Source organism: Olivibacter sp. 47, from assembly GCF_030372825.1.
In the GTDB taxonomy this organism is placed as follows: Bacteria; Bacteroidota; Bacteroidia; order Sphingobacteriales; family Sphingobacteriaceae; genus Olivibacter; species Olivibacter oleidegradans.
In genome coordinates this window covers 5,952,580-5,969,464 of the sequence record NZ_JAUCNR010000001.1, presented here as the reverse complement: position 1 = coordinate 5,969,464, position 16,885 = coordinate 5,952,580, and the positions used below count along the sequence as shown (strand labels likewise).

11 protein-coding genes and 1 pseudogene are annotated in these 16,885 nt (G+C 40.4%); 6 read left to right on the top strand and 6 right to left on the bottom strand.

All coding sequences use genetic code 11. The features are described 5' to 3' along the window. Nucleotides 1–196 precede the first annotated feature (196 nt). Entirely contained in the window at nt 197–1,324 is a 1,128-nt protein-coding gene (locus tag QT327_RS25840) for a sensor histidine kinase (protein ID WP_130854780.1), read from the top strand. Here QT327_RS25840 and QT327_RS25835 read toward each other — a convergent pair. Together QT327_RS25835 and QT327_RS25830 are read right to left on the bottom strand one after the other, a co-directional pair. Next, complete coding sequence (locus tag QT327_RS25835; RefSeq protein ID WP_289554250.1) at nt 1,260–2,063, bottom strand: thiopeptide-type bacteriocin biosynthesis protein; 804 nt, start codon at nt 2,061–2,063, stop codon at nt 1,260–1,262. The two genes, QT327_RS25840 and QT327_RS25835, sit on opposite strands and share 65 nt — an antisense overlap. Further along, the gene (locus tag QT327_RS25830) at nt 2,060–4,063 is read right to left on the bottom strand and encodes a lantibiotic dehydratase (RefSeq protein WP_289554249.1); all 2,004 of its coding nucleotides are present in this window, start codon (nt 4,061–4,063) and stop codon (nt 2,060–2,062) included. Before QT327_RS25830 ends, QT327_RS25835 begins: the two co-directional genes overlap by 4 nt. A gap of 220 nt (nt 4,064–4,283) precedes the next feature. Between QT327_RS25830 and QT327_RS25825 the strand changes: the two genes are divergently transcribed. After that, nucleotides 4,284–4,526: a hypothetical protein gene (locus tag QT327_RS25825; RefSeq protein ID WP_289554248.1), complete on the top strand. Its 243-nt coding sequence runs from the start codon at nt 4,284–4,286 to the stop codon at nt 4,524–4,526. A 327-nt stretch (nt 4,527–4,853) separates the two neighbouring features. Here QT327_RS25825 and QT327_RS25820 read toward each other — a convergent pair whose 3' ends face one another. The 3 genes from QT327_RS25820 to QT327_RS25810 form a co-directional block, all read right to left on the bottom strand. Further along, entirely contained in the window at nt 4,854–6,077 is a 1,224-nt protein-coding gene (locus QT327_RS25820) for a hypothetical protein (RefSeq protein WP_130854783.1), read from the bottom strand. Then, a complete protein-coding gene (locus tag QT327_RS25815) occupies nt 6,064–6,609 on the bottom strand; it encodes a hypothetical protein (protein WP_013664386.1) in 546 nt (181 codons plus the stop codon). The genes QT327_RS25820 and QT327_RS25815 overlap by 14 nt, the downstream gene beginning before the upstream one ends. An 87-nt stretch (nt 6,610–6,696) precedes the next feature. Further along, entirely contained in the window at nt 6,697–7,233 is a 537-nt protein-coding gene (locus QT327_RS25810; RefSeq protein ID WP_013664385.1) for an RNA polymerase sigma factor, read from the bottom strand. A 215-nt stretch (nt 7,234–7,448) separates the two neighbouring features. On the opposite strand from QT327_RS25810, the pseudogene QT327_RS25805 reads away from it, so the two are divergent. From QT327_RS25805 to QT327_RS25790, 4 genes and pseudogenes are all read left to right on the top strand, one after another. Next, a pseudogene (locus QT327_RS25805) lies at nt 7,449–8,617 on the top strand (class I SAM-dependent rRNA methyltransferase). 52 nt (nt 8,618–8,669) lie between these two features. Beyond that, nucleotides 8,670–10,133: a M20/M25/M40 family metallo-hydrolase gene (locus tag QT327_RS25800; protein WP_130854785.1), complete on the top strand. Its 1,464-nt coding sequence runs from the start codon at nt 8,670–8,672 to the stop codon at nt 10,131–10,133. Nucleotides 10,134–10,208: 75 nt separating this feature from the next. Continuing rightward, complete coding sequence (gene trmB / locus QT327_RS25795) at nt 10,209–10,859, top strand: tRNA (guanosine(46)-N7)-methyltransferase TrmB (protein WP_289554247.1); 651 nt, start codon at nt 10,209–10,211, stop codon at nt 10,857–10,859. Between the two features lie 663 nt (nt 10,860–11,522). Further along, a complete protein-coding gene (locus QT327_RS25790; protein ID WP_289554246.1) occupies nt 11,523–13,787 on the top strand; it encodes a glycoside hydrolase family 20 protein in 2,265 nt (754 codons plus the stop codon). 124 nt (nt 13,788–13,911) lie between these two features. Here the strand turns inward: QT327_RS25790 and QT327_RS25785 are convergent, their stop codons facing one another. Further along, a complete protein-coding gene (locus QT327_RS25785) occupies nt 13,912–16,824 on the bottom strand; it encodes a DEAD/DEAH box helicase (RefSeq protein ID WP_013664380.1) in 2,913 nt (970 codons plus the stop codon). Nucleotides 16,825–16,885: the final 61 nt, after the last annotated feature.

Below are 16,885 nucleotides of genomic sequence, written 5' to 3'. Positions count from 1 at the left end.
CCGTCCAAGTAAAAAACTCATCTGTAAAAGTTTCTTTTTTTGCTTGGGTACTTCTCTGTGTCTTTTTAAATAAAAAGATTGTTTTTTTTGTAACTTCGATCTTTTTCATGGCTTTTCTTTTAAAATTGAGAGTTATAGTTGTGATGTCCAAAATTTTTACACGAAAGCCCGTTTAGCTTACACCAAATGAAAAATTATGGATAAACGTATCCCGAATTTTTTTACCAAGTACAAGGTTCATATTATAACTTGGTCAATTTTTATCCTTTACGAAACCATCATTCTTGGATTGGTGTCTGGTAGATTTGCTAAAATTGGATCCTATACGATCCATTATGTGCAGCATATTTTATTATTCTATTTTCATGCTCATTTTGTGCTTCCCCGAGTTTTAAGAACAAAATTTGCTGTATTGGCTTTGCCTGTTGGAATTGCAATTGAAATTGTTGTTTATTTCTTCGTTTTTTTTATCATTGAAAACGCTGCAGCTACACTTCCTGGAATATTTGGCGTTCGGAAAGTAACAATGGCCTGGGCATTGTTTATAAAGGTTTCGTGGCGGTCGCTTTATTTTATAGGCTTTTCTACCGGGTATTATTTTTTGATTAACTTATTAAGAGAGAGAGAACGGACAACCTCTCTCGAACGACAGCGATTAAATCAAATTATAGAGCAGCAGAAAATGGAGAAGGAACTGGCTAATGCACAAAATGCGTATTTAAGGGCTCAGATTAACCCTCACTTTCTTTTCAATACCCTCAATTTTATCTACAATAAAACACGTAAATCGGCTCCGGTGGCTGCAGATGCTATTTTAACTTTATCAGCCATGATGCGTTATGCAGTAGAAAGTAGTGAGGACAAGGGATATATTGCCATTGAAGAAGAAATTGAGCAGGTACATAATCTCATCCACCTACATCGACTTCGCCAAAATCACCAAATATATTTTAACATAGAAGTCGATGAACGAGTTCGCAACATATGGATGATCCCTTTAGTTCTAATTACGCTAACAGAAAACATTTTCAAGCATGGGAATCTATCCTTAGCCAATCATCCTGCAATTTTGAAGATATATACTGACCAAGAAAGTCTGTTAATTGAAACCAAGAATTTAATTAACGCCATACATAATACAAGTGGCTTAAGTAAAGGTCTGGAGAATATAGCCAAAAGACTCGAACATACCTATGGGGACCAGGCCACCTTTACTTATCGCAGTGATGGCAAAAATCATTTTGAAACAAAAGTTCAAATCAAGCTTGCTGTTTTAAACGGTTTTGTTGCGCCAGCAGCTCTTTCAGATAAAATTGGTAAATAATCAGTTCGTGGACGCGTTGATCGGTGGTAAATAGTCGGTTAACGTGCATATGGACTAAATCCCGTATTAGCTGTAAGGATTCGTTTACATTTGTTTGTTTCAGTAGAAGGGAAACTTGTTTTAATAAGGCTTGATAAGCCCTTTCAATTTTTTTTGGCAGGGATATACTCACTTTTTCTCTTTTGAGATGGCTAAATAATTCATTGATGGCTTTAAATCCTTTCATCTCTACCTTAAATTCTTCGGCAAAAGCATCACCGCCATTTTTAATAAAAGCGCTTATTTTCTTAGGATCAACATCTAATTGGTTAAGAAGATCACCCAATAGACGCAATACTAGTCTATAAGAAGTATGCTGATCAATATTGTTTTTGATTAACATGAACGTGTATTCACTATCCTTCCAAAAGCAATGTTCAGCTTGATCGATTGTGGAAACACCGTACCGTTCAATTTCTCTATGATAATTTTTTATTTGTAAATCAGAGATGATGCCACTTTCGATTTCTCGAGATAGGTGTTTGGTCAATTGAAAGATTGCTTCATGAAAGGATGTGGGGTCTGTTAGCTTGAGACGTAATCGTATATGAGGGGAAGGAGCCGAATAACGAATAAAAAACCATTTCGATATGTTAGGTTTAACTTTTTCTAAGTAAGGAGAAATGTTTTCGGTTAACAGCACATTTGAATGCAACGGATGTATATAGATTTCAACGTATAACCAGTCTTGTCCGATCATTGAAATTCGTTGATCAGCATTGATCTTCGTAAGGCCTGTCGAAAAAGTTTTATATCGGTTGCTGTATTGTGCAAGTGAATGTTCAACTCAGATAAAAAAGGTCGTTTTTGCTTACTTTTGATTGCCGATTTTTTTGGTAACGCGGTTTCCGTGATATACAGTTCCTTTCCGCTTTTTATATATTGTAGTAAGAATTCGAGATCTTCATCTGAATCTGTATTGAATAGCAGGTATTGATCGCTATTTAAACATTTGAAGGTTGAAGGTATTCCCGCTTTTTTTAGGTATTTCTTTAGCGCCCTGATCGGTATAGACTCATTTAAAAAAGTCTCTCCGTCTATTTTCCACATCCGAGGAGAAAACACAAGGTTTTTGTAGTTAACCCGAGGATAATAGTTAAGTTGAGGAAAAATCTTATTTAAATTAATTGTTAGACTGGTAAGCAGGTGCTGATGTTGTATGTCGCATAGAAGACGAAATATCGATAAATCAGATCGTGTATAATTATAGGCGCTAGCTAAACGTGGAACGATACGTTTAGCTAGGCTTTTCGCGCGCAGGACAATTTCATTGCCTTTTACACTAATATAAACATCGTCTAGTCGTAATTGGTGTTCGTTCTCGGTCCACGTGAGCAGAGGTAGCTCATAATGATACAGGTTATCCCGTCTATTAACGCTATCGACCTTCCGCTCGGATTGATAAGCAATGTCAAAAAATATGATTTCGGGATTAGCCTCTTCCTCTATGCGCACGAGCTCTTTACTGTACCGAGTCAAACTGGGATTTTCCAAGGTAAATCGGCCTATAAGTGAATTTGCGGTAGCTCCGCCAGCCTGTTGGATTAAAATTTGGCCGTCTATCTCCTGTATAATTAGGCTAAATGTATTGGGTAATTTAGTGGCATATTTCGGAAGATTGTGCTTCGCTAGTTCTTCCAGCTGAATATCTTCCCCTTTCAAGATCCCATTTAATAAAAACTGATGGAAAGGGGTGTAAGGTATTTGTTCGTTTTCTTGTATCCGACTGCCTTTTAAAAGCTCTATTAATTCGTCTGTGTGAGGCGATGATTCCAATTCATTGTATCCCACACCTAGTTCCGGGTCCAAGGCTTCCAAGAGCGGAACTTCCCGATATTCGAATTTAAGTTGGAAAGCGCGCTTAAAATCTTCCAATGGCTTATGGACGGGTTGGGGTAAATAGTCTTTTATAAAATTGATTGCCTCCGGTATTACTTTAAACTGTTGTGTGCTAAGACTACCTTTAAGTAATGATCGGGTAGCAATTATATAGGGATTTTCTTTAAATTCTTGCCCGTCCAGTCCAACTCGCTTAAAGTAATCCGTACCGATGATATTGGGATGTAGATCAGTCAATAGCAGCTGCAATTCGATGAGCTGAATCAGAAAATCGTCTACAACTGCTAATTCTAGTTCATACTTACTGATGAGATGCTTTACAATTTTTTCTTTGGCAATAGTGGTTTTACATCGCTGCAGTACATCTTCGATAATTGCTTGTTTATCAATCGATGCAATTTCAAAGGTGCCGTCTTCCAAGGTGCTGATGTAACGTAATTGATCGCCGCAGGGGTAAACGGACGTGTTGGCCTGAAAAAATTTGGCGTTCTTATAAAGATTGGGTAGATCGGATAGTAAGGTATCTTTATGAATCCAATTCGTAAACGTATGTAACGTAGGATCTTTCTCAACGATAACTTCGGATCCCTCTCTTTCCAAGGGGACCATCGTGATGGAACCAAAGGGACCAAAAGGTGTGGCCCGGAAGCGTGCCCGATTGAAATACTTCCAGCAAGAAAACCTTACTTTCTCGGGTAGTTTATCATAATCTTCTTTTCTGGTGTCTTTAATCTGCTCATAAAGGTCTTTTGACGAAATTTTAATGGCTTCTTTCAGCTCGTCCCACTTGTCTTCTAAAGTATCTTCATATGAAAAAAGAGGGGTACGGCTAATAACGGTAGGAAGTAGTTTAAGGTCCATATGGATAACGTTTTTTATAAGACGCAGTTTTTATCCAATGGTTACATGGTAAATTAAAAAGCTTGCCTCCCGTAGGGAGGGTAAAAATTAAACCTGCCTGCGGTAGGCAGGAAGGAAAAAGTCAAAACCCCGACGGGCTCATTGATGCGTCAGGATTACCTTCGGTGAACTCTCGTTGCGTCGGTTTCGCTTTCATATAGCTAAAGGTGTTTATATTAATTTGATCTCTCTTTACCTTGATGCAAAGAGAGGCAAACATCAAGGCTTTGTAAGCTACCTCGCACCTGATGGCAAAGCATCATTGGCGCGTATTGGAGCCGTTTCACTTCCTCAATCCACTTGGTATTGCGATATGAACAGACGTGTAAATGCTTTGCTGCTCGTTGCTTCGGTATCCTCCAAGGCCATTTTACCCACGCGCAGGGCTATACTTAGGGCTGAAGATAATAATACGTCCGGTTAAAAGTAAAAGCCCTACGTCTAAAACAATGCCGCTTCCTGCCTGCCTGCGATAGGCAGGAAGCGGCGATTTTATTCACTACTTCATTATTTTCAAAGGTGTTCATGGACTCCCTACGGTCGGCTCTTTGCTTCTTTATTTCGCGGACCTTCCCGTTAGGGAAAGCTTGAATGCCTTAAAAAACGAAAACTTAATGAAAAGAAAGAAAGAAGTTAAAATAAACGGTCTTTTTTTAAAGCGAACCCCTTTAATAAGGTAACGAAGCATCAATAACCCCGAAGATGGTCAAAATTCGAAAGCTTAATGCCTATCGCTTAAAGCTTATAGCCTCTATTTAAACGTGATCGACCCATATTTGGAATCAATGCGTACCTGGTTGGACGAATTTTTACCAAAGTAGCCATTATATGTTTTATGGAGTTTGGGGCCTCGTTCACTTGGATCGGGTTCTTCTTTGGTAACAACCGCATCACCCTTGTCAAATCCGCCATAACTAACGTCTACTTGATAGGAAAAATGGGCTGCCGGATCAATACGGATGGTGCTAGAAGAGTAGGCTGCGTCCAGATTGAGCTTTTGGATGCTTTTATCTAATCCGATCTTAAAACCGCCCGAGTACTTAATGTCAACGTTTCCTGAGCTGATGAGCGTGCCAATTTGACTACCTCCGCAGTAGCCGATATTTAATTGTATATTATTGGCTTCACCTAAATCCATGCTGCCGTATTTGAAATCCATCATTGCATCTTTCACGGAAAGAATTTTAGCTGAACCGTAACTGGAATGGACGCGAATATTATTACCCGACAATCTGCCGGCATTTAAGCTGCCGTAGGACACGTCTAAGTCCACATCGCCCGCTAAATCAGGTAGCACAACTGTTCCGTATTTATTGTTAATGGCGAGCGAATTGTTCTTCGGTAGAGAAATAAGGTAGTTAATCTGTACCCCTTTATTGTTCCCGCTGATTATGTTATTCCACCAACTGGATTTCCCTTTATTAATCTGCGTGCTAAGTGAAATATTGTTCGGTGATTTAGTCTCCGATATGGATACACTGTTGATAATTTCTTCGGCTCTACTTCCGGAGGCGTCTATGGCTCTAATCGTTATGTCGACTTTAATTTCGTTCTTTGTCCAAGTTTTTACTTCAACCTTTCCATAGCGGTTATTAATGCTAAGTGGGGTGTTTTTGGAGATGATATAAACTTTTTGTATCGTTTTGCTTTGCTCCACTCCATTTATGGGAGTTGCATTTTCTTGGTCGATTAGTAATCCCTCCTGTTCCCAGTCGATACCTTCTATTTTTCCTGCGATTTTATTAGCCTGTTCTTCCGAAAAGCTAGCGATCCGTTCCGCTTGCTGAACAATTCCTTCTGTATCGATTTCCTTCAGACCTTTCACTAGTTCAGTTGTCATCCGTTCGATCTTCTCGCCTGTGGCTTCCAAGCGGCGAGCTAGCTTATTTTCCTCGTCATTATTTTGTGCCATCAGTTTAAACTGACTTGATACAAGCAAGGCAATGATATACACAGAAATCTTATACCTGTTCATGAGAAGATTTATTTTCTTGTTGATGGATATAATTCAAAATTTCCAATTGCTGATTGAGAACCTCAATTTGCATCTTAAGGTTATTGATCATGGCTTCTAAAGTAAGCTCTTTATTCGGACTTTGATCTAGTTCGGTTTTAAGCTGTTTATAGTTCCGCTGCATCTTATCAATAACTTGAGTGAATTCTTGATATAGCTGCGGGTTTTTCGTAGCCATATTTGATAAAGCATCCCTTTTTTCACTAATTAAGGATGCGTATTCTACTTGCTGTTTCGCCAATATAGGGTCGATTTGACTATAATCCAGACGATTCGATGTGCGTGCTTTGTAAAGCAAAAATGCAGCACTGCATACTAATACAAACATGGCGGCCATCGATATAATGGTTCTAAGACGTAAGGATCTCTCGCGCTTTTTTAGCAAATCTTCCCCCTCGAAAACAGCTGTTATGTTCTCCCAAATCCGATCAGGTGGTAATTCATTATCAAACGCTTTCCTGTTTTCAGAAATGAATTTCTCAATATTTCCCATACCTAACATTTTTTACGAAGCTTCTTTTGGCTAAAGAGCGGCTTCTATTAATTTTCCAAACCCACATTTTTGATGATACTATTTATTTTAATTCTTGAGTATCTCCAATAGTTTTCTTTTTGCTCTTAAAAATTGCGTACGAGATGTGTTCTCGCTTATTTTAAGTATATGTGCTATCTCCTCGTGGTCGTAACCTTCCAGTAAATAAAGGCTTAATACCACGCGATAGCCATCTGCCAGTTGATTGATTGCTTCTTTTACTTGTTCTATTTGAAAACTGTAGTTGTTCTCTTCTATTTCTTCGTCCGCTACATCGTCTATATCACTGATGGATTCGAAAACAACGGTTCTCTTTCTTAGTGCGGAGAGCGATTTATTAACAACAATCTGTTTCATCCATAAGCCGAAGGTGCTTTCTTGTCTAAAGCTGTCCAATCGCTTGAAAGCGTCAATAAATGCATCCTGTAGTACGTCGGCCGCTTCGTCCGCATCGATTACAATACGCAAAGCCGTATTATACATAGCTTTTGAATAAAGCTTGTACAACTTAAACTGAGCTTGCCGATTACCTTTCTTACAGTCGGCAATCAAATCTTCATGCGGGTCGCTATAGCTGACTTCCAATGTAATTGTTTATTGTTCTTTGCCTAATAGACGCAATAGGTTTATAGATGTTGCACGTTGTTTATTTTTTTTAGTGAGTTAAGTAGGGAAGTAGTTGACCGCCTACCGCTTTTTATCGCATCAATTTTCGAGAATACCATCCTTTTTATCTATGTTTGGCTTAATTTCTTAAATCACGGAAAATATAGTGTAAGCGAGTAAATGACAGAAATCATATTAAAAAGGGTAAGGATAAAGCAGCTTGGCAATTACATCCGTGGATTTTCTCCGGTGCCATCGCGAGGATAGTTGGAAAGCCTGCAATGGTGATCTGGTGAGCGTTTATAACGATGATCGTGAATTTATTGCCTATGGCTACTACAACGGCGAGTCGCGCGTGGCAATACGTCTTTTGGAATGGGATCCTGCAAAAGAAGTAAATGAAAATTGGTGGAGAGAGCGAATCCAAAAGGCTGTAAAGGCGAGAAATGGTATCTTTAATGAACAGACAAATACAGCCCGGTTGATTTTTAGCGAGGCTGATTTTCTACCTGGATTGATAGCAGATCGTTTTGGCGACTTTATATCTTTACAAATATTAACTAGCGGTATCGAACGCGTTAAATCGATCGTCGTGGATGAATTGCAGAAACTGCTTAATCCAAAAGGAATTTACCAACGCGAAGATGGAGCGGCAAGGGCACATGACGGTTTAGAGGCACAAGGGGGTGTTCTTTTCGGCCAACACCCGCCTGTCTTTGTTGACATTATTGAAAATGGAATACATTATAAAGTGAACATTGCAGAAGGCCAAAAGTCTGGCTTTTATTGTGATCAACGGACCAACCGATTGATTGTAGCTCAACATGCTCCTGGCAAAAAGATACTAGACTGTTTTTGCTATTCAGGCGGATTTAGCTTAAACGCACTTAAAATGGGTGCGTCCCAAGTGTTTAGTGTGGACAGCTCGGCTTTGGCTATCGAGACCTTGATCCAAAATATTAACGAGAATGCCTTCGACAAGTCGAGGCACAAGGCCATTCAAAGTGATGTAAACAAGCAGCTAAAGGCATTTAAAGAGCAGGGCGAAAAGTTTGACCTGGTGATTTTAGACCCGCCCAAGTATGCCCCTTCCAGGAGCAGTTTAGAAAAGGCTTCCCGTGCTTATAAAGAATTGAATAGGTTGGGCTTACTGTTATTATCCAGTGGTGGTTTGCTGGCAACCTTCTCCTGCTCGGGAGCGATGGACATTGACACCTTTAAGCAGGTACTGGCTTGGGCTGCCTTGGACGCCGGCAAAGAGATTCAGTTTATTGATCAGTTCAACCAACCGGAAGATCATCCTATCAGAGCGTCCTTTCCGGAGGGCGAATATCTAAAGGGACTGCTTTGCCGCGTGCTTTAATGGATGTACTTATGGAGTGAATTTACTGGTATTATTGATTATTTTTTGACACATGCGTATCTATTTACTATCTTTTGTTCTTTTCTTTTTTGTTTTTGAAGGCTTTTGTCAATCTAATGAGAGTTTGAAGCCGATTTTTCAAATGATCAATGAAGAAGTACTTCAGCACTCGGAGGCTTATCATAATCTGGAAACATCTACCCTTCGTATAGGGCATCGCCTAACCGGTTCGGAGAACGGTGCCAAGGCTGAGCAATTTGCATATGATCTCTTCAAGTCTTACGGTTTCGACGAGGTATCCTTTCAAACGTTTAAAGCAGAAGGCTGGAGCAGGGGCGCGCTTTCTTTAAAAGTAACCGGTAATGTCGGGGAAAGAGAAATCAAAGCGGTATCCCTTGCGCATGCTCCTAAGAACGCGAGCTTGCATGCAGAAATCGTTGATATGGGCAGTGGCCTCGAGGGAGATTATCTAGTTGACCCGGATAAAGCAAAAGGGAAAATTGTACTAGCTTATTTGGGCGTTTTGCCGGACGCCAACCCACTTGCGAAAAACTTACATCGATCAGAGAAAACAGCCCTTGCCATCAAATACGGGGCAAAAGGTATCATCCTTTATAACACAGTTCCGGGAGGCGTATTACTTACGGGAACCGCCTCGGTGACTGGAAAGCTCATTCCTATTCCGGCTGTTTGTATAGGCTTGGAAGAGGGCTTGGCACTAAAGGATTCGTTGAAAAACAAAGGGCGAGTTAATGCTTCCATCGTAATGACTAATTATGCGGGCCATGTCACGGCACGTAACGTTATTGCGCGTATTAAAGGGGTGGAATTACCCAAAGAAAAGGTTGTGGTTGGCGGACATTTGGATAGCTGGGACCTGGCTACGGGGGCCATTGATAATGGAATAGGTGCGTTTGCAGTAATCGATATGGCCCGTACCTTGAAGAAACTAAACGTAAAACCAAGACGAACCATCGAATTTGTGCTTTTCATGGGTGAGGAGGAAGGCTTACTTGGATCTAAAGCTTATGTGGAGCAAGCGATACGGGATAAAAGTATCGAACACATTCGCTATATGTTGAATTATGACATGACCAATAACCCAAAGAGTTTTCAATCCAGTCTGGAAAGTAGCAGAACGTTGTTTGAGGCCATCGGAAAGCAAGTGCAAGCCATTGATACAACATTCAAAAATAATTTTGAGGGTAGAGCAGGTTTGCATAGTGATCATCAGCCGTTTATGCTGCAAGGGGTGCCTACCGGCGGCGGTGGTGATACGTATCTTAGCAAGGATGTATTAAACTGTTATCATGCGGATTGCGATCATATAAACTTAGTGGATAAACCGGGGCTTATTAATACAGTTCGTTTCGGTGCGATGCTGGCTTATGGCATTGCGGAGGCACCGGTGATTGATACTAAACGCCTTTCCGACGAGGAAGTAAAGGCACTCATGATCGAGAACAAACTGGAAGAACCTTTGCGTATCTCTGGCGATTGGCGATGGCTTGAATAGTTTTAAGTACATCTCACAACCGGCAACTCACAACTATTTTTCGTATAAAACTTTTTATCTAAGTTTGCAGCCGCAATGGGAAAAGATAAATTAAGAAAGTTTGCTGAGATCGCTACGTTTGATAATGTCCTACAGTTAGAGGAAGGAAAGGTGATGAAGGGGCAATGGGCTGAGAAACATTTTGGTAATAATAACCCAATTGTCTTGGAGCTTGCCTGTGGCAAAGGGGAGTATGCTGTAAACCTGGCAAGACTTTTTCCAGAAAAGAACTTTATTGGAATAGACTACAAGGGAAATCGCATATGGCGGGGGGCAAAAACGGCATTGGAAGATAACATTTCAAATGTGGCCTTTTTAAGAATACAAATTGAGACGCTCCTGGATTTTTTTGAAAAAGGGGAAGTAGACGAAATCTGGATAACGTTTCCGGATCCACAACCTCAAATTAGCCGTGAAAAAAAGCGGTTGACGTCCGATAAGTTCTTAAAACGCTATCATTGGGTATTAAAAGAAGGCGGCTATGTCAATCTTAAAACGGATAACGATGGTTTGCATGCCTACACATTCTCCAAAATAGAAGAGCTGGGATTAAAAGTGCACTGTAAAACAGAAGATTTATATCATTCCGAGTTTGTAAACGAGACGCTTACGATCAAAACTTATTACGAGAAAAAATACCTAGCTCACAATAAGAACATCAATTACTTGAAATTTTCTTTTAATTAATGCTAATATCACTGTAAGGGTCAAATTTTACAATATACTATCAGCTTCCTCCCTAAACAGGGATTACCTCAGTGAAATTCCATCGGTCGATTTCGCCTTTAACCTACTGATAAAGGTGTTTAGATTATAAGAACGTTTTTTTTGTCACTTTCTTCCGCAGAAAGTAACCAAAGACTCATCGCTTGGAACTTTGCTACGATGGTAGTGCCTCAACCTGCAAGCCGCAAACTTCCTAGGCGATATTTCAGCTGAACGAAGAGCTTTTGCGGGCAGCCATAGGGGCCCCGAGTGTCGGATAAACGGCCTTGGAGGATACCGAAGCAACGAGCAGCAAAGCATGTGCACGCCTGTTCATATTGCAGTATCCAAGCGGATTGAGGAAGTGAAACGGCTCCAATACGCGCCAGTGATGCTTTGCAATCAGGTGCAAGGTAGCCTACACCGCCTTGATTTTGCTCAACTTTTATACAAGAAATTGAATAAAAAAACGTTCTTTTTTAAAAGCGAATCCTGTTATTTTTAGGTGTTATATTCGACAGTCATTTAAAATAGTTATAGGAATTGAAAAAGGATGCAACAAAGGTTCACATTGCGACACAATGGTACATTGTATATAAGCGTTAATTTGCCTATGTTTGCAAAGTCAGATCTTATAAGAAACAAATGGAAAAGAAGAAGTTCTCTACCGGGCTATCTCTATGGGTTTTTCTTTGCCTTTGCCCAACGATACTCTTTGCTCAAGATAGCCTTTCTATTATACCAGCACCAACATTTTTACAAGAAAAGCCCGGATACTTTCAATACCCGGAATTAGCGGAGGTCTACGTAAGTCAAGATTTTACAGAAGAAGTTGAATTGCTCCGAACCCATCCCTATATCCATTTTGAAACGCCTCATAAGCTGAAATCCAGGAAAAAGATGCCCGAAAGCGGTATTTTTTTGCTTAAAGCCGAAGCCGAGGATCGCCTGCCCCAACGCGCTTATCAATTGGAGGTAGACACAGGAAAGATAACGATCATAGCCCATGATCGTCAAGGGGTAATACACGCTTTAGCGACACTCACCCAAATTGCTTATACGCAATCAAACGAACGCTTGCTACCGGCTGTTTCCATACAAGACGAACCTGCTTTTGTTTATCGGGGATTAATGCTTGACGTGTCTCGGCATTTTTACCCGATTTCTTTTTTGAAGCGAATGATTGATCTGATGGCCCTATATAAGTTAAACACCTTTCATTGGCATTTAACGGATGGGGCGGGATGGCGTCTGGAAATAAAAAAATATCCTCAACTGACGCAAAAGGCGGCGTGGAGAAATTATCCTCGTTGGAAGGATTGGTGGAATTCGGGACGAAGATACTTGGAAGTGGGAGATCCTAATGCTTCCGGTGGGTACTACACGCAAGAGGAAGCGCGTGATTTTGTAGGCTATGCAGCTGAAAAAGGCATTACCGTAATTCCCGAAATTGAGATGCCCGGGCATAGTGAAGAGGTTTTGGCAACTTTTCCGCAGCTCTCCTGCTCAGGTGAGGCTTATAGAAATGGGGAGTTTTGTATTGGCAATGAGGAGACCTTTTCTTTTATTACTAATGTGTTAGATGAAGTGATGGATATATTTCCTTCTACGTATATCCATATTGGGGGAGATGAAGCAGACAAGAAAGCTTGGAAAAACTGTCCCAAATGCCAAGAACGGATAAAGAGCGATAATCTTCAAAATGAAGAAGGCCTGCAGAGTTATGCGATCAAGCGGGTTGAGGCGTATTTGAAAGACAAGGGGAGAAAACTCATTGGATGGGACGAAATATTGGAGGGGGGCTTGCCCCCGGAAGCGACTGTCATGAGCTGGCGGGGAGAGCAAGGTGGGATTGAGGCGGCAAACGCGGGGCACGATGTGATTATGACGCCCGACGCTTATCTATATTTCGACTCTTACCAAAGTAATCCAATTGGTCAGCCGGAGGCCATGGGCGGTTTCTTACCTTTAGAGAAGGTGTATTCTTATCATCCCATTCCGGCTGAAATTGCGGCCGATCAACAAAAACATATTTTAGGGGTACAGGCAAATGTCTGGACAGAATACATGCCAACGCAGGAGCAAGTTGAATATATGGTTTTTCCAAGAGCTATAGCGTTGGCAGAAATTGGATGGACACCTGCTGATAAACGGGTTTGGCAAGACTTTAAAAAGCGTTTGCAAAAACATTATTTGCTTTTGCAACGCTTGCATGTCAACTACTATCGACCTTCTTATGATGTTTCCATTGCGAGTAAATATGACATCAATAAGAAAAAGGCAACGGTAACAATTTCTTCTGAGCAATATAGTCCTGAGATAAGATATACGACAGACGGAAGCGAACCAACAATGGCTTCTACGTTATACATTGACTCCTTGTCGCTCGTAAACACAACGACTATTAAGGCAGCTGTTTTTAAAGATTCTGTCCGTTTTGGTAAGGTGGAGGATTTTACAGTTGATATCCATAAGGGAATTGGTAAAAAAATCGTTTACAATAATCAATGGAATGACAAGTATCCGGCAAAGCTGGATAGTAGTTTATTAAATGGGCAATACGGTGGTCTAAGCTACGGTGACGGTGAATGGCAGGGATTTTTAGGTGATTTTGATGTGACACTTGATTTTGAACGACGCGAAGAACTACATGAGATAAAGTTGCGGTTCATGCAGCTTGCAGGGCCAGGGGTTTATATACCGGGCAGTGTGAAAATATTAGCCTCTGATGATGGTAGGCATTTCCGTGAAATGGAAAAAATCGATAACGATGTGCCGACGACCGATCCGTCTTTACGATTTAAGACGTTCAGTTTCGATCTGGAGGGTCGACTTGCGCGTTACATTCGTATTGTAGGCCAAAATAATAGGAAAGGATTTCTGTTTACAGATGAAATTGTGGTTTATTGAGCTAGGACTGAAAGGTCTTATATGGCACCATTGGTGCAAGGCGTAAGGTAAAAGGTCTAGAGGCATAAGCTATAAACCCCGCTTGGTTGTGGTTGTATCTGTCTGCGATAGGGGGAGAATGCAACTAACTTAATAACTCTTTAATATCATCTGCAGTTAGCGATTTTACAAAGCTCTCTTCGGTTGTTATTAGTTGATTGGCTATCGTCTTTTTGCGATCTTGTAAAGCCAGAATTTTTTCTTCTACACTATCTTTTGTGATAAACTTATAAATGAACACGTTTTTCGTTTGTCCTATACGATGCGACCGGTCGATAGCTTGTTGTTCTACAGCCGGATTCCACCAAGGGTCAAGAATAAATACATAATCTGCTTCTATAAGATTTAATCCAACACCTCCCGCTTTAATGGAAATTAGGAAAAGCTTAACTTCCTCGTTATTTCTAAAGTCATTAACCACATCTTCTCGGTTTCTTGTTGAGCCGTCTAAGTAAGCATACCTGATTTTTTTCTTATCAAAATGCCGGCGGAAAATTTCCAGTTGTTTTACAAACTGTGAAAATATAAGCACTTTATGTCCTCTTGATAAGACGCTGTCCAGCGTGTGCACCACGTTCTCGAATTTGCCCGATTCTCCCTCATAGTCCTCGTCCACCATGCGCGGATGATTTGCCAGTTGGCGAAGTTTTGTTAAGCCCTGCAGTACTTGAATCTGTGATTTAACCATTAATTCGTCGAGCGATTGCTCTAGCAGAACGTTGCGATACTCCGATTTAATCTTTTCGTAATACTCGGCCTGTTCATCGCTCATTTTGCAATAAAAGATCTGCTCAGACTTGGGAGGAAGCTCTTGCGCTACCTGATCTTTTGTTCTCCTTAACACAAAGGGTTTGATAATCGCTTGGAGCTTGCGCGCCTTTTCTTCATCCTTTTTCTTCTCAATCGGAATTACAAAGTCGGACTGGAAATGAGCATGACTGCCTAATAATCCTGGGTTTAAAAAAGACATTTGCGACCAGAGATCGCCCACCGAATTCTCAACCGGTGTACCACTGAGCGTTAATCGATATTTGCTTCTTAGTTCTTTTACTGCTTTAAAGGACTTGGAACTTGGATTTTTGATGTTCTGGCTTTCATCCAAAATAATATAATGAAAATAAAATCCCTGTAATAATTCTTCATCGACACGAGCGATGCCATAGGTAGTAATAACGACATCAAATTTTCCAAAATGGTCGTTTACTTTCGGCCTATTGGTACCTGTATGAATTAATATATTTAATGCAGGTGCAAATTTCTCGGCTTCACTCTGCCAATTGTAAATGAGTGAGGTCGGCATGATGATCAGCGAGGTGCCTTGGATGCCTTTCTCTTGTAACTCTTCTCGTTCTTTTTGCAGCAATGCCAGAGTTTGCACCGTTTTTCCTAAACCCATATCATCGGCTAAGCAACCCCCAAAATGATAGTTTTTCAAAAAATGAAACCAGTTATATCCCGCTTTTTGATAACTTCTCAATGAACCTTTAAAATGGAGTGGTTGTGCAATATCGTCGATTTGTTCAAATTCCTGAAGACGCTGCAACTTCCGCTCCATACTAAGCCCTTGGATATTACTTTCACTTAGATCGTTGATTAAGCCAATATGATGTTTTTGAAGCTGAATGCTTCCTTTGTTTGCGGAATAATAAAACAGGTTATTAAATTGAGCAAACCAAGCTTCCGGAATAATCGCTATTTCTCCGGAAGGTAAAATAAACTCCCTCTTTTGATGCAGGATATGGTCTCGCAACTGAATAAAAGGAATTTCATATGGACCAAAGCGAACAATGGCATGAACATCGAACCAATCATTTTCTTCTTTTACTTCCAGATCAATCTTGGTATTACCAAGTAAATATTTCCGGTGGTTTTCTGTTTTTTGCTCGATTTGATAACCCTTATTAATCAAAAAGTCGTGGTTTACGTTAATCCAGTTAATCAATAAGTGGGTGTTAGTGGCGCCGTCGATATGTTCCGGATGTTTTTTTATATTCAGGTTGTTGAAAAGCGGATCCGGTTTTGATAACCCCAAGTTCAAAAGTTCTTGTAAATGGTCTTCCTCCCATTTTAAGGATCGTTTTACCCGATGGAAGGTGTAAAGATCTTCTGATTCTTTGTAATCCATTCGAACGGTAACCTTATGTTCGCTACCGGCATCAAAGGTATACGGGCCATATTTAAATTGCAATTGCGCAAAGGCGTCGCCATTGGCGGTATTAACAATTTTAAGCAAGGGAGATGCCTCATGTTGATAGGTTTTGATATCAAAGCCTTCCGCGTAGACGTGGTGCTTAGTGATCAACGACCGTACAAATCGATCGAAGTAATTATACTCGGTATTTCTGGGGATGCTGATATAACGCTTATTTAGGAAAGGCGATAGTTTTTTTCCGTCTAAATCTTGTTCAAAAGAATATAGCGTTCCTTCTAATAATAGCCAAGCAGGTTCATTGCTGATGATCTGCGCATTTTTGTACATAAAATCAATGCGCAGTCCCTGATACTTTATGGTCGGGAAATAACGTGTTTCTTCCGCATTTCTGCGAAAATGAAACAGTACGGAAGCAGGCTCGGGAGCAATCGTCAGTTTTTCTTCTACGGGCCATCCCTCTTTGCTCATTAGGTAAAGTGGTTTATCGCGGATAAGCTGTAAGATGGCTGCCAGTTTTTTATCTATTTTTGGACGGATATAATCAAATAATTTTTTGTCGAAGATTTTGCTGAAGAATTCGCGTGGGCGAATCGCTTTTTTATGCATCTTTTTGATGAGTTCCGATTGCTCTAGCTCGTCGAGCAGTTTAATGATTTTTAAGTCGTTGTCTTCGAGTGCGGGTGCATACTCGCGAGCGGTATTGCTAAAAATTCGCTGATAGGTAAGTGAAAATTCGCCATTTGGATTTAATTGTACAATGTGCGGCTCAATTAAATAACCCAAAAATTCATGTTGACATAACGAATAAACTAAACTATATGGTTTTTGCGTATCTATTCTTAGCATTATCTGTCGTTAAAAAAGCTTTAAATATAAGGTTTTTAATAATATATTGCGAAATATTGCC

What these genes read in the sequence shown, in the direction of transcription:
- QT327_RS25790 (WP_289554246.1), top strand. Translation starts at nt 11,523, where the DNA reads ATGGAAAAGAAGAAGTTCTCTACCGGGCTATCTCTATGGGTTTTTCTT.
- QT327_RS25840 (WP_130854780.1), top strand. Translation starts at nt 197, where the DNA reads ATGGATAAACGTATCCCGAATTTTTTTACCAAGTACAAGGTTCATATT.
- QT327_RS25815 (WP_013664386.1), bottom strand. Translation starts at nt 6,609, where the DNA reads ATGGGAAATATTGAGAAATTCATTTCTGAAAACAGGAAAGCGTTTGAT.
- QT327_RS25820 (WP_130854783.1), bottom strand. Translation starts at nt 6,077, where the DNA reads ATGAACAGGTATAAGATTTCTGTGTATATCATTGCCTTGCTTGTATCA.
- QT327_RS25800 (WP_130854785.1), top strand. Translation starts at nt 8,670, where the DNA reads ATGCGTATCTATTTACTATCTTTTGTTCTTTTCTTTTTTGTTTTTGAA.
- QT327_RS25830 (WP_289554249.1), bottom strand. Translation starts at nt 4,063, where the DNA reads ATGGACCTTAAACTACTTCCTACCGTTATTAGCCGTACCCCTCTTTTT.
- QT327_RS25835 (WP_289554250.1), bottom strand. Translation starts at nt 2,063, where the DNA reads ATGATCGGACAAGACTGGTTATACGTTGAAATCTATATACATCCGTTG.
- trmB (WP_289554247.1), top strand. Translation starts at nt 10,209, where the DNA reads ATGGGAAAAGATAAATTAAGAAAGTTTGCTGAGATCGCTACGTTTGAT.
- QT327_RS25785 (WP_013664380.1), bottom strand. Translation starts at nt 16,824, where the DNA reads ATGCTAAGAATAGATACGCAAAAACCATATAGTTTAGTTTATTCGTTA.